We start from the raw sequence: 13,280 nt of genomic DNA on the forward strand, positions 1-13,280 counted from the left end.
TGAAAAAGGCTTCCAAAAAGGAAGCCTCCATATCAATAACTTGTAAATCTAAGGATTTTCTGAATCCAGTAGATCATATATTTAAATGGGGTCATCGTGTCTTCTTTTTCTTCGTATTCAAGAGTGAATTTGCCGTCCTCATTATTCCAAAGCCGCTTGAAATATCGATCTACGTCTTTAACCACTTGGCTATCAGCAGGTGCGGTAACTTTTAGATTTGTCTCCAAATTGAAGTCGTCGAGATTTCTACTCGTAAAATTGGCTGAGCCGCCAAGGACAGTTGCTTTATTCTTGCGGTCAAAATAAATCATTTTTGTATGGTATTGTTCTTCCCCGGTATTATACCATTTGATATGAATGTTCTTGCTGCCCAGCTTTTGCATTTCCGCTGATACTGGTATATTTGGGAGCCCTGACTTTTGGTTGCCGAAAGCATTTGTATTTGGATCAAGAATGATATTAATTTCAGCGCCGCGGTCTGCAGCCTTATCAATTTCGTCAATGACATTTCTTTCGGCAAGATAGAACATCCCGATCCAGACTTTTTCGCCTTTTTCTGTTTTCTTAAGCTCATCGAGAAGATGCTTGAATATTTTTCCTTCGGTCAAAACCTGGACCTTTATTTTGCCGTTTTCCTTAGCAGCGGAATACTCTGGGAGTTCGCTTCCGCCTGAAAAATCAGACACTGCCTGCTCTGACTCTAAAATATCCCCGATGACATTTCCGCTCGTTTCAAATGCAATATTTGAGTGAAAGCCGCTGGCATCATGCGGATTTGCAGAGGCAACGATTGCTGTTTTTTCCGTAACAAAGACTTTTCGGTGATTGGCTTTTAGGTTCAGCAATTCAAGATAAGACCTTAGAGTTACATCTGGTGCGTTCTTTGCCATCGGGTTCGGAATCCAGCCTTCCCCCGACTGGCCAAACCATTGGAAGAATACCCTCCAAATGCCGGTATACAATGGATTGGAATCACGTAACGGATCAAGTTTAGTGAAGATAACTTCAATACCGTTATCACGCAATTCCTTCAGGGTATCAGATTTATGGGATCCATAAGTAAGATTGATTTCATCTGTTATAAAGACAACTTTCAAATTCTTATGCTTCTTTTTTTGTGCAATCAATTTTTCACTAATGTTTTCACTGATTTCTGGATAGCCCATATCCTTTTTGTAGTAATCATTAAAAAGGAACATATCTAAAACGATAAATTCCTCAGCTTCTCCGATTCTTTTTAGAACAGTATCAAAAATCTCCTGCTCGAATTTTTTTTCTCCATTTTCATCTGTGTAGGTTAAATCATATAAAAACCGGACATCCTTGACGTTATGGATCTTACCTTCATAAGAAAGTCCCTCGGGCAGTTCCTTATGTGTATTATGGTAGACTGTCACTCCAACAATCAATGCTAGTATAAGCAGAATTAGCATCTTTTTGCTTTTAACTAAATTTTTAGCCATCCCCATATGAAAGTACTCCTTAATTTTAATACTATACTTATTTACTATTTAAGTGAGTTATAAACTTACCTAGCAGCCATCATCTCTTTGAAAAAGAAGCATTCCAGGCGAAAACAGTCTATATTAAAGATTTGCATGGAGTTTTTAATAGAACATGGTAAAATAAAAGAACCGTAAAATCTTTAAAGGAGAATATTTCATGGCATTAAACGCAATTATTATTGTCCTGGCTTATTTGCTTGGATCGATACCATCCGGCTTAATTGTAGGCAAGCTGTTTTTTGGAAAAGACATTCGTGAACATGGCAGCGGGAATTTAGGAGGAACCAATACTTTCCGTACTTTGGGGGTAAAAGCTGGACTTGCGGTCAGTATTGCTGATGTATTAAAGGGTACTCTGGCAGCATTCTTACCAGTTATTTTTGAAGCAGATATGCATATGCTAGCTGTTGGTGTCTTCGCAGTGATTGGCCATATGTATCCAATATTTGCAGGATTTCGCGGTGGCAAGGCAGTTGCGACCTCTGGTGGTATCCTGCTTGCATATGCACCGTTATTATTTTTATTCATGCTCGTATTCTTTTTTATAAGCCTGTACACAACAAAATATGTGTCCTTATCCTCTATGCTAACTGCGATTGCAACCTTTATTTACGCCCTTTTTACTAGGGATGTTCCGCTGATTATTGTAGTAGCCGTTCTTGCATTTTTCGTCATATACAGGCACCGGGCCAATATTACCCGCATCCGCAATAAAACTGAACCAAAAATTAAATGGCTATAAAGTAGAAAGCCGGCAAACCATATGGTTTGCCGGCTTTCTATATGCGGACATCATTTAACGCTTTCATGTATGATTCAAAAATGGATGTTGATCCCCTCTGATTTTAGTGATAAAAAAAGTTCTAAATAAGAAATATTTTGTTCTTTATTACAAACAAATCTAAAAAGCTGGTATAATCTAAACATAATTGTCATATAAATTCGAAAGATATCGAAATTAGGTAACCCCAAAATAATGAATTTTGATGATATGCCCAAGGATGTCTTTAAACAGTTATGATCCAATATTTTTAGAAGAGAAGTGATAACATGCAAAATTCATATAGAAGCCTATGGCTTGCTGAGAAAAATAAGCACGAAATTAAAAGCACAAAACAAGAAATGTTGATCCATCCTCCTGCTTCACTAACCAACAAGCCCGCACCAAAAAAATCAGGACCAGGCAGCAAACCAAGCAAACCATTCACATATTCCGGTTCCTTACATATACAGCAAACGAACTTGGACCTTTTTGCTTTAAAAGAAAGAAAGTCTAGTTTGGAACAGGAGTGTGACAGGCTAGATAAAGAGATTCATAGTAAGCAGCAGATGCTAAAGCAGCTGAACAGTAAATTCGGGGCTGTGATAAATGATTACCAAGATGCCTCTGCAAGCAAATTAGCAGCAGGACTCGCACATGAAATCAGAAACCCTCTGACAACAATCAAGGGGTTTATCCAGCTGTTAAAGCCTGAAATGCAAACAATAGGAAAATCTGAATTTGCCGATGTTGCATTAGAAGAAATTAATCGTGCGAATGGTTTGCTTAGTGAATTTTTATCCATTTTCAAACCTGGATCTTCGGGAAAAAACAAGATTTCCTTAAACTCTTTTACTAAAGCAATCATCAACCTTTTTAAAAGTGAAGCACTGCTAAAGCAAATTGAGTTGATGGTCAAGGTTCCGGATGTTGAGGTTTTCGTATGGGCAGATGAAAAACAACTAAAACAGGTGGCTTTGAATCTGCTGAAAAACGCATTTGAAGCGATTGAGGAAAGTGATGTGGATCGTGGTGAAATCGCGATAGCTGTTAGGAAGTTTAATGGATTTGCGAAATTCAGCGTAATTGATAATGGAGCTGGCTTAGCAAAAACGGAAGCAGAAAAACTTTTCACTCCATTTTATACAACAAAAGAAAATGGCACGGGAATTGGACTGGTTATTTGTAAGCAAATCATCGAGGATCATGGAGGAAGGCTAAAAGTAAGATCTAAGCTCGGACGAACAATGTTTTCGTTTGAACTCCCTTCAATCTGAATTTTTTACGAACGTGAAGATGCATTCCATCCCTTTTTATATTAGTTGAAATATTGTCAAATTAATTGAGGAATGACCTTGAATATAATTGATAAAATGAAAGTAAGAAATGATGGAAAGAAGGCGGTTTGAATGGAAGAAGTGCTTATGTCTACGGACCATTATATATTTACAACAACCACTGCTGAGGTAATGCCGCCAAATGACTTCGTGGTGGAATTCATTACTGATTTGCAAGATGTGAACAAGAAGGATTCAGTTATAAAAATTAACAACCTTGATGAGCTATTGAATTTTTTGGAAAACACAGATTGGTAAAAGAATAAAAGGATTACGCGGATACCTCGCTTGGTACCCGCGTTTATTTTTTAATAAGAGTAAACTTCCCCCTCCCGAAAACATCTTTAATATAATCCAGTTTCGTTTGATTGAAATAAACATGATCCTGTTCATGAATTAATATAGAAACGTCTTTAAATGCGAGTACCTTATCGTTCGTTAATGGCTGCTCTTCCAGAGCCGCCTTGAGTTGGGGTACGCCTCAGCCGATTCCCATAGTAAGTCTTACAAAAAGTTTTTCTCCTATGTCACTTTCCTTTTTAATCGCATTTCGCAAAATTTGAAACGCGCTTTCGGTAATCTCAAACAAGGGCAACTCACCTTCCTTTGAATAAGTTATTCTATGCATGTTTTGCGCAAATAACCTCGAATTATGACAAAAGTGCGAAAATTCTCCTTTAATCTATACTTTTTGCATTGTAATTATAATATATTATCCATAGAGGCTAAAAAATAAAAATGCCTCAGTTTTTTACCGGGGAGTGCGTCATGAGAAAAAAGAATAGAAAAACTGCTTTCGGATTGTCTATTTTTGCCGGATTGGGGATCTTGGCCACAAGTTTAATGTTTCAAATGTATCAACAAGTCGAAGCGAAAGAGCCAAATGTGCAAGTGAAAAGCCAAAAAAACCATAGTGAAAGAAGCTTTGAGGTCTCTGGTAAATCCTATATAGAGAAAGTGAAATTAGGAGCCATTGGAGACATTTTAATTCACGACACGGTGTATGAAGATGCTTATTCAAACAACAGCTATGATTTTAAGCCGATATTTAGAAATGTAAAAAACCAGCTCCTGGAACCGGACCTGCTCCTTGCAAACCAGGAAACGATTCTTGGCGGAGTTGAATTAGGCTTGTCGAGCTATCCAAGCTTCAATAGCCCTGTGGAGGTAGGAGATGCCTTGATTGACTCAGGGGTGGATATAGTCTCTAATGCCAATAATCATGCACTCGATAAATCTGAAAAAGGAGTGCTTAAATCGATCAGCCACATGGAAGCTGCTGGCCTTCCCTATGTTGGTTCTTTTAAGGATGCTGAAGACCAGCACAAGCTGCGAATTTTAAGTAAAAATGGAATCAAGGTTTCCTATTTGTCCTACACTTATGGAACAAATGGGATTCCCGTTCCTTTAGGCAAAGATCATTTGGTGAACCTGATTGACAGAGAAATGATGAAGCTTGAAATCAGCACCGCAAAAGAACAATCGGATATCGTGGTTATGAGTATTCACTGGGGAAATGAATATCAGCGATTTCCAACGGATGAGCAGAAAGAGTTGGCACAATTTCTCGTTGATGCGGGTGTAGATATTATTTTTGGCCATCATCCGCATGTTTTGCAGCCTATGGATTGGCTGACAGCAGCCGATGGAAGAAAAGCTTTGGTGGTATATTCCCTTGGCAATTTTCTATCCGGGCAGATGTGGGATTATAAAGATATTGGCGGGCTCGCCACAATAGAAATAACAAAGCAAGTAACACCGGGAAGAACGGAAATAGTCTTGGGAAGTCCTGAGTTTATGCCTACTTTTGTTTCAAGCAGCAGGCAGAGAGACTATCAGGTTGTCCCTCTCATTGAAGCCGAGCAATTCGGATTGGCAGATGCAAAAAATAAATATACAGAAATCATGAATCATATGTTCCAGTTCATAAAAAAATAACAAAGCAGGTGCCTGGCCCATGATGCAATAAAGCATTAAGTGATGGGGCCGGGCATCGCTTATGCTATAATGCTTTTATCGGCAAAGGAAGGAGAACAATATGAATATTACAATCAAAGATGATGCTGCAGCCTGGTATGAGGAAGAAATGGACCTTTCTTCCGGAGGGTACCTTCGATTCTTTGTCAGGTATGGCGGTTTCAGTACAGTCCAAAAAGGCTTTTCATTAGGAGTCTCCAAGGAAGAACCGGACCACATCGGAATTAAAACGGAGAAAAACGGTGTAACTTATTATATTGAAGAAAAAGATATCTGGTATTTCGACGGTCATGACTTAATCGTTGATCTTCATCCAGTAGCCCATGAACCAGAATTAAAGTATGTAAAAGATTAAGGCAGCCGCATCATGCGCCTGCCTTAATCTTTTATTTGTTAAGGAGCTTATTTTCAAGCCCTTCATTTTTAAGTACTTGTGCTTGCGTATCCCCGAATAGATCGAAATGAGGGTAATCAACTTTTCTGTCGTCAATCCATTCAGGCCTCAAACTATATTTCCTGCCCCATTCAGCAAGTTTTTGAACATCCCTGCAGCCGACCTTTGTTACAGTTGAGCAGCCTGGAAACCGGTCATCTATCCAGTAGTGAGTTAGGAAGGCGATCTCCCCTCTCTCTACTTTCTCTTTCCAGAGCTTAAGTTCTTCCCGCTTTATCCCAAAAGCCAATTAGACCTTCTCACTTTCTTCTGCAGGCTGTCTTCTCGCACTCATATATGCTTCATGCCAGTCAGGGTAGGTTCTTTTTAACGAGACCGGCCTGAAATTTTCCCTTTTTACTAGTACATGCCTTGAGCTTCCTATAAGGGCAAGCTCACCTTCCTCGTTATAAACTTCATACTTATAAACAGAGCGGAAGCCATCGTATTCGTCCACCCATGTTTTAATTGTTGCCGTTTGTCCATATCTTAACGGTTTTTTATATGATGCCTGGATATCGATGACTGGAGAGATAATACCATCCTTCTCCATTTCAGCATAATTAAAGCCTAATTCCTTGATCAGCTGAGTTCTTCCCAGCTCCATCCAGATTAAATAGTTTGCGTGGTACACGACTCCCATCTGGTCAGTCTCTGCATAACGTACTTCTATTTCTTTAGAAGAAATGTGCATCATTATTCCCCTTTTACTTTATTTAGTGCTGTTTCAAAGTCGTTTTTCTCTAAATATAAAGCATTTTCATCCAGGCTTTTCCCATTGCCGGTTCCCATCAGCCTAAATGCCTGTGCCTGTATCGCTTCATCTACTAAATTTGTAGCGAATCTGCCATTCCCATTAAAATCAGTTTCTGAAAGCTCAGCTGATAAAAATGGGTCGGCATGTTCTGCCAATTTATACTCATACTTCTCTGCGTAATTCCTAATGATTACGAGCAGTTCCTCAGCAGTATAATCTGGGAAGTGAAAAAATTTCTTGAATCTTGAGCGGAGTCCCGGATTGCTTTCAAGTAAAAGCTCCATTTCAGCGGGATACCCCGCGAGAATGACGACAAGATTTTCATTATGGCGAGTCATTTCATCGACCAGTGTATCAATTACTTCTTTGCCGAAGTCACCTGAACCTTGCCCAAGCAAGGAATATGCTTCGTCGATGAAGAGAACGCCGCCAAGTGCTTCCCGGATTTTTTTCTTCGTTTTTATCGCTGTTTGGCCAACATACCCTGCAACAAAATCTGCCCGGCTGCTGACGATCAAGTGCCCGCGCTTAAGCATACCGCATTCCTTCAGGAGCTCTGCATATATTTTCGCAACCGTTGTTTTTCCAGTGCCGGGATTCCCTGTAAAAACAGAATGAAGCTGAACCGGAACACCTGGAAGGCCTTTTTCTTTTCTTAGCTGCTGCATTCTAACAAAAGAAATTAAGGTAGTCACCTCAGATTTTACCTTGTCAAGACCTACAAGTGCATTGAGTCTGTCAAGCGGTTTGTCAGTATTTGTTGCAGGGGCTGATTCAAAATCTTCTTTTTCCAACAGGGTGTATGCGGAGAAATCCGTTTCATCAACCGGCCGGGCCCCTTTTTTGAAAATGGCCTCCAGGATTAGATTTCGAACTGTCCGGGCATTCCCAAAGGTATCATCCACTCGTTCCTTTTCTATCCGATCCTTAAGCTCAATTTTTGCTTCTTCCGTGAGGGCAAAATCATTATCCCTTGCAGCCTGTTCTGCAATCTGCATTAACTCATCGTTTGAATAGTCGGGAAGATGAATGAGGTTAGGCTGAGGAAAACGGCTTCTTAAACCGGGATTGGCATCTAAAAACTGCCGCATTTCTTCGGGATACCCTGCAAGAATGACTGCGAATTTGCCACCATATTCAGCGCTTGTCATCAACGAAACAAGAGTGTCGATTGCAGTCTGTCCATAATCATTCCCTGTCTGTCCTTCTCGCTTCAGGCTATAGGCTTCATCGATGAATAATACTCCTCCCAGTGCTTGTTCCACAAATTTACGGACATTTTCCTCGGTTTGTCCAACATAAGCGCCGACGAGCTGTGACCGGTCTGCCTCAATAATATCCTCACGCGGCAATACACCGAGCTGATGATAGATTTTTGCAAGCAGCCTTGCCAAAGATGTCTTCCCTGTACCTGGATTCCCAGTCAAAACCATATTGAGACTTTGGTCGTCCTTTGCATTCAGTCCAAGCTCTTTTCGCTTCTGCTGAAATTTTAAAAATCGGTAAAAATCATTGACCCTTTCTTTTACTGATTTCAAGCCCACCATCTTATTCAGTTCCGTCAAAGGGTCTATGTCACCATGGCTCGTTCCCTGTAACTGGTCAGCGAATTCTGCTTCCCATAAAAGTTTTATTTCATCTAAATTTTTCAGCCTTACTTTGATTTCCTCATAATGAACTGCTGTATGGAAAACACCAGTAACTGATTCTTCATATAATTCTGTTGCCTTTAAAAGCGCTGCGGTTTCATCAATTGCTTTTTCTAATAAATCAATTAACTTATTGAATTTTTCCTCAACGGAAGTACCGGGCTCTAAAAGCGGACTTTTCATTTCAGCTAGTTCTTCTTCTGCTGCAGATAAGAATTGCTGTGAGATCGTAATATACTGCTCAGCAGTTTTCTTTTTCAGGGCTCGATTGTCCGTTTCCCTGATCCTCGGATAAACAAGCTGATCAAAGATGTGCCCCTTGTTTTTCCACTGGTTGCTCGCAAGTAGATTCTTTGCCTTGGTGTTGGCTGGATAAGCTTCAATCGCCTTTTTCAGCCATTCAAGAACGAGTGAATCATATCCGTTCCGATATGATCTGGATTGGGCAGCATAAGTAAGGACTCTTGATAATAAAAGGTTTTGATTGCTATTAGATAAATTCTTTATGGCTGTTATCAAAGCCGCTTCGTCACGTATGTAACCATTTTCTTCTAATTCCTGTTCCCATAATTTCAATTGTTCATCTAGTGGAAGGTTGTTATTATATTTTTGCATAAATATCACTTCTTTTTTTAGTATACAATTTGTATCTTATCACACTTTCACATAAACGGAAAAAGACCCGCCTATTTGAAGGGCAGGTCTTTTCGAGCACATCCACTATTATTATGTGCTTTTCAATGTTATTGCTGCTGGTTATGAGCTTCATCCTTGATTTCAGCTCTGAACGCATCGATGCTTTCACGGCGGCGCTCATTCTTGGCTTCAATTCTAGCCTGGTCTTCAGGGCTTGAGTTGTTCATTGCAGCTTCCGCATCCTCCATATTTTCAATTGTATGGTGGATCATGGATTGCAGCTTTTCCACATTATCACTACGGTCGTCTGGCTTTGGTGTGTTAATTGCCATATTCAAGTACCTCCTTTTAAAAAGTACATCAATAGTATTCGACCGTTCCTCATGATTATAAGCGGAAAACAGTGGATATAAGAAAAGCGCAAGCGCCTTGTAAAAGGAACTGCGACTAACTACGCCACGTCCTGCGGCAACGTCGCCGTCAGCACATCCTGTGCAAGTCCGACAAGCTCTGGCCGACTCTAAACGTCAAGTCCTGTGGCAACAACGGCACTAAGACATCGTGTCTGTCGAAGGGCCTCCCAAGTGAAGTCGTTCTTTGACTCCATTGGCATGGCAGAAGCGTCTCGAGGAATTAGGAGCCGAAGCTAGACAAGCTACTCAAGGTGCTATGCGCTAAGCTGGACAATTTTCGAAGTGAAATTTAACTCTTTCTTATCAAAAAATAAAACCTGCCATTGAATTGGCAGGCATTTTCCATACATTTATTCACCTTTTGTCTGGATAAGCTGTGGCTGTTCACCAGACTTATCCTGCATTTTCTTCCCTTTGTTACCGCCAAAACCTCGCGGCTGTGTGCCAAGGTGGCTAGGAACGAAATGTTTGCTGTCCTTTTTTGGATTGCTCATGAATATCCCCTCCTCTATCTTAAGTTTTGCCTAAAGAAAGAGGATTCATTTATGGTAATGTATGAAATTTACTCTGCTTTCCCCATACGTTTTTGTTCTAATCTTGCCTCGATTTTTTCGAGTGCATCACGGTCATTCATAAGTTGGCGTTTATTTTCCATTACTAGCTCTTGGAAAGAACGTTTTCTAGGCTTCCTCATTTTTTTCACCATCCTTTATCATCATTCTAACAGTAATTATGTCCGGAAACGGTTGCAATTATTACAACTTTTTGAAAATTTAATCGTATTCTATGTTTACCCACCTATTAGGTGTATTTACTAAGTAATTTTTTCCAAAGAAAAAAGCACCTGACTTGCTGGTGCTACACTGACCATGTCTTCCATTCACTATAGACATGGTTTCATTTAAGACACTAATAGTGAATCTTAACTCGCCATAAATGTAAAAAATGCCGGGCTGGAAGCTCCCGGCATGAATTCTATTTACTTTTGAAACAAGCGATGCAGTTCTTCACTGTAATTTCCACGCATAATCCCTTTTTCAGTGATGATCGCTGTGATCAGATGATGTGGAGTTACATCAAAGGCTGGATTGAAAACTTTGACACCCTCTGGTGCAGTAGATTTTCCAAAGCCGGCAGTAATTTCTTCTGCAGCTCGCTCTTCGATTGGTATCTCTTCTCCAGTTGCAGTTTCTAAGTCAATAGTAGAAAGCGGTGCTGCAACATAGAATGGGATGTTGTGTGCTTTTGCCAGCAAAGCCACACCATACGTTCCGATTTTATTAGCAACATCCCCATTTGCAGCTACCCGGTCACAGCCAACAATTACAGCCTGAACCATCCCTTTTTGCATGACCATTGCAGCCATGCTGTCAGTGATCAGCGTGACATCAATTCCTGCCTGCATCAATTCCCAGGCAGTGAGGCGCGCACCCTGAAGCAATGGGCGGGTTTCATCGGCAAACACCTTAATATCCATGCCTCTTTCCTTTGCCAGGTAAAAGGGTGCAAGGGCTGTCCCGTAACGAGCTGTAGCGATTCCCCCTGCGTTGCAATGCGTCAGTACTGTCATGCCATCGTTAAATAAGGTTAGTGCGTTTTCACCAATTGAACTGCACACATTTTCATCTTCTTGCCGGATTAAGTGGGCTTCTTCCGTCATTAACTTCTTAATTTCTGCCACAGGCTTACTGCTTTCTTTTTGAGCTCGAGCATCCATCCTTTTAAGTGCCCAAAACAGGTTTACAGCAGTAGGCCTTGAACCAGCCAGATAATCCGACTGCTTCTTAAAGTATTGATAAAAAGAGTCAAAATCCTGTTCAGGTGCATCTTGAATCCCAAGTACCAATCCATATGCAGCCGCTATTCCAATCGCGGGCGCTCCCCTTACCTTCAGCTGTTTAATTGCATCCCACACATCTTCTATGTTTGTTACCTCAATGAATTCTGTTACTTGAGGCAGCTTAGTCTGATCAAGAATATATAGCGTTTCACCATTATATCTGACTGATTGTAAGTACGTTTCTTCCATGCTGATCCCCTTTCATGCCAACAAGACATTTCTAAACTAAGTTCATTTTAGCAATTAAACTCCATTCAGCAAACAAAAACCAATGATATTTAAAGAAGTTATTTTATATTAAATGTCTAAATTAAAATTTTCTAAATAATTTAACAATATGGTATGTTAAAAGAAAACCTTTGGAGGGGGAAAAATATGAAAATCCTCGTTTTAGGAGGAAGCCGTTTTCTTGGAAAAGCATTTGTAGAGGAAGCACAAAAAAGTGGACATGAGATAACCGTTTTTAACCGGGGAAATAACAATGCTGTACTAAAGAATGTTGAAATTATTATTGGCGACAGGAATGGAAGTCTGGAACTCTTGAAAGACCGTCAGTGGGATGCCGTGTTGGATACTTCGGGACTGATTCCACGCTCTGTAAGCAACTTAACTTCTCTTTTAAAAGAGAAAACGGAATTTTACGCTTTTGTATCCAGTATTTCTGTCTATCAGGATTGGATACCAAAAGGAATTAATGAAAATTACCATGTTCAATCAATGTCAGTTGAAGAAGCAGATAGACTCACAAGCGATCCGGCAGCTCAAGTCCTGGAATATTACGGTCAATTTAAAACCCTGTGCGAACAGGAAGCTGAAAGGAACATGCCAGGTAAAGTGCTGAATATACGTGCAGGCCAGTTAGTTGGCGAGAATGACTACACTGATAGACTTCCTTACTGGGTGAACAGGATCGCTCAAGGTGGCAGAGTACTCGCTCCTGGTAACCCTGAGAGTACGTTCGTCCAATTAATCGACGTGAAAGACCTGGCTATTTGGATACTGAAAATGATGGAAGAAAAATACACAGGTACATATAATGTGACTGGGAAGCCTATTTTGCTACAGGACGTCTTGTTAACTTGTAAAAAAGTGGCAGGCACCAATGCCGAACTTATATGGGCTGATGAAGATTTTTTACTCGAAAATAAAGTAGCTCCATGGACAGAAATGCCATTATGGCTTCCAGAAAAAACTCCTTTAGGGCCTGAACATACAGAAGCCTGGAGCGGTGCATTCCATATAAATATTGATAAAGCTATACAAACTGGTCTCAGTTTCCGGCCTCTAGCGGAAACAATCCGTGAAGTGCATGACTGGCTTAAAACGAAGCCCATTGACGAGGGATGCTGGAAAGCGGGAATTACGAGTGAACGAGAGAAAATCTTGCTTGACAGAATTGCATTAAAACAATAAAAACAGCACCCAGTGCTGTTTTTATTGTTTTCCGCTGATGTAATATGGGGGAACTCTCAGCCACCCTTTTTCCTGCATGAGAGCTTTGAAGGTTAAGGAAAAAGTAATTTTCATCATATGATATTTAGCAAATAAATAGCCAACATCCGCTCTGACTGATTCTGTTATTCCCCTCGTAGCTGCCGTAATTCCGACAACGAGATTATAAGCAATCAGGTTTGCTATTTCTTCATCATTCATCTTTGCCCCCTCAGGAAGCGCCTGAAAATCTCCGGTGATTTTCTCTGCACCTACATTAGGGAGAGGTATTCCTTCATCCTTAAAAAATTGAGTCAGTTCCTTGATCATGGGCCTGTGGACATTCTCGATAATATCCGCAATCTTTTCCTTAAGTTCAGGGTCCTGTGCCAAGTTGTACGCATGCTGGTCATAACGAAGTGTTTGTTCGGTTCCATGAAGGTAAAACCAGAGGTTCATCACCTCACCGACATGCAGAGGTTTCTTCTCGCCATCCATAAAAGGTACAAATGTATCCTTCATCACTTCGAAAAAATTCAAAA

Annotated in this window: 15 protein-coding genes; 6 read left to right on the forward strand and 9 right to left on the reverse strand. The window is 40.4% G+C overall.

Translation table 11 applies throughout. The features are described 5' to 3' along the window. Window positions 1-32 precede the first annotated feature (32 nt). Window positions 33-1,469, reverse strand: a complete 1,437-nt coding sequence (locus V7201_RS07145; RefSeq protein ID WP_335376108.1) for a phospholipase D family protein — start codon at window positions 1,467-1,469, stop codon at window positions 33-35. 193 nt (window positions 1,470-1,662) lie between these two features. Between V7201_RS07145 and plsY the strand changes: the two genes are divergently transcribed. The 5 genes from plsY to V7201_RS07170 all read left to right on the forward strand — a co-directional run bounded on the left by plsY (window position 1,663) and on the right by V7201_RS07170 (window position 5,934). After that, the gene (plsY, locus tag V7201_RS07150) at window positions 1,663-2,247 is read left to right on the forward strand and encodes a glycerol-3-phosphate 1-O-acyltransferase PlsY (RefSeq protein ID WP_335376109.1); all 585 of its coding nucleotides are present in this window, start codon (window positions 1,663-1,665) and stop codon (window positions 2,245-2,247) included. Between the two features lie 308 nt (window positions 2,248-2,555). Continuing rightward, window positions 2,556-3,542, forward strand: coding sequence for a HAMP domain-containing sensor histidine kinase (locus V7201_RS07155; protein ID WP_335376110.1), 987 nt, complete (start codon window positions 2,556-2,558; stop codon window positions 3,540-3,542). Window positions 3,543-3,674: 132 nt separating this feature from the next. Continuing rightward, a complete protein-coding gene (locus tag V7201_RS07160) occupies window positions 3,675-3,860 on the forward strand; it encodes a hypothetical protein (protein WP_335376111.1) in 186 nt (61 codons plus the stop codon). A 510-nt stretch (window positions 3,861-4,370) separates the two neighbouring features. Then, a complete protein-coding gene (locus V7201_RS07165; protein WP_335376112.1) occupies window positions 4,371-5,540 on the forward strand; it encodes a CapA family protein in 1,170 nt (389 codons plus the stop codon). 100 nt (window positions 5,541-5,640) lie between these two features. Beyond that, the gene (locus V7201_RS07170) at window positions 5,641-5,934 is read left to right on the forward strand and encodes a HesB/YadR/YfhF family protein (protein ID WP_335376113.1); all 294 of its coding nucleotides are present in this window, start codon (window positions 5,641-5,643) and stop codon (window positions 5,932-5,934) included. A 31-nt stretch (window positions 5,935-5,965) separates the two neighbouring features. Here the strand turns inward: V7201_RS07170 and V7201_RS07175 are convergent, their stop codons facing one another. The 7 genes from V7201_RS07175 to mtnA form a co-directional block, all read right to left on the reverse strand. Next, window positions 5,966-6,262 (reverse strand): hypothetical protein, encoded by a 297-nt coding sequence (locus tag V7201_RS07175; protein ID WP_335376114.1) that lies wholly within the window; start codon window positions 6,260-6,262, stop codon window positions 5,966-5,968. After that, a complete protein-coding gene (locus V7201_RS07180; protein ID WP_335376148.1) occupies window positions 6,263-6,706 on the reverse strand; it encodes an acyl-CoA thioesterase in 444 nt (147 codons plus the stop codon). A 2-nt stretch (window positions 6,707-6,708) separates the two neighbouring features. Then, window positions 6,709-9,033 (reverse strand): AAA family ATPase, encoded by a 2,325-nt coding sequence (locus tag V7201_RS07185; RefSeq protein ID WP_335376115.1) that lies wholly within the window; start codon window positions 9,031-9,033, stop codon window positions 6,709-6,711. A gap of 128 nt (window positions 9,034-9,161) precedes the next feature. Continuing rightward, window positions 9,162-9,386 (reverse strand): small acid-soluble spore protein Tlp, encoded by a 225-nt coding sequence (tlp, locus tag V7201_RS07190; RefSeq protein WP_335376116.1) that lies wholly within the window; start codon window positions 9,384-9,386, stop codon window positions 9,162-9,164. A gap of 431 nt (window positions 9,387-9,817) precedes the next feature. After that, window positions 9,818-9,961: an acid-soluble spore protein N gene (locus V7201_RS07195; protein ID WP_335376117.1), complete on the reverse strand. Its 144-nt coding sequence runs from the start codon at window positions 9,959-9,961 to the stop codon at window positions 9,818-9,820. A gap of 68 nt (window positions 9,962-10,029) precedes the next feature. Further along, window positions 10,030-10,161 carry an FbpB family small basic protein gene (locus V7201_RS07200; protein ID WP_335376118.1) on the reverse strand — a complete coding sequence of 44 codons (132 nt, stop codon included), beginning with the start codon at window positions 10,159-10,161 and terminating at the stop codon, window positions 10,030-10,032. Window positions 10,162-10,446: 285 nt separating this feature from the next. After that, window positions 10,447-11,496: an S-methyl-5-thioribose-1-phosphate isomerase gene (gene mtnA, locus V7201_RS07205; RefSeq protein ID WP_335376119.1), complete on the reverse strand. Its 1,050-nt coding sequence runs from the start codon at window positions 11,494-11,496 to the stop codon at window positions 10,447-10,449. Between the two features lie 186 nt (window positions 11,497-11,682). Between mtnA and V7201_RS07210 the strand changes: the two genes are divergently transcribed. Further along, window positions 11,683-12,720 (forward strand): NAD-dependent epimerase/dehydratase family protein, encoded by a 1,038-nt coding sequence (locus V7201_RS07210; RefSeq protein ID WP_335376120.1) that lies wholly within the window; start codon window positions 11,683-11,685, stop codon window positions 12,718-12,720. Window positions 12,721-12,741: 21 nt separating this feature from the next. Here the strand turns inward: V7201_RS07210 and V7201_RS07215 are convergent, their stop codons facing one another. Next, on the reverse strand, window positions 12,742-13,278 hold the full coding sequence (locus V7201_RS07215; RefSeq protein ID WP_335376121.1) for a DUF3231 family protein: 537 nt from the start codon (window positions 13,276-13,278) through the stop codon (window positions 12,742-12,744). Between the last annotated feature and the right edge of the window lie 2 nt (window positions 13,279-13,280).

The organism is Bacillus sp. JJ1122 (assembly GCF_036964885.1).
Lineage (GTDB): Bacteria > Bacillota > Bacilli > Bacillales > Cytobacillaceae > Mesobacillus.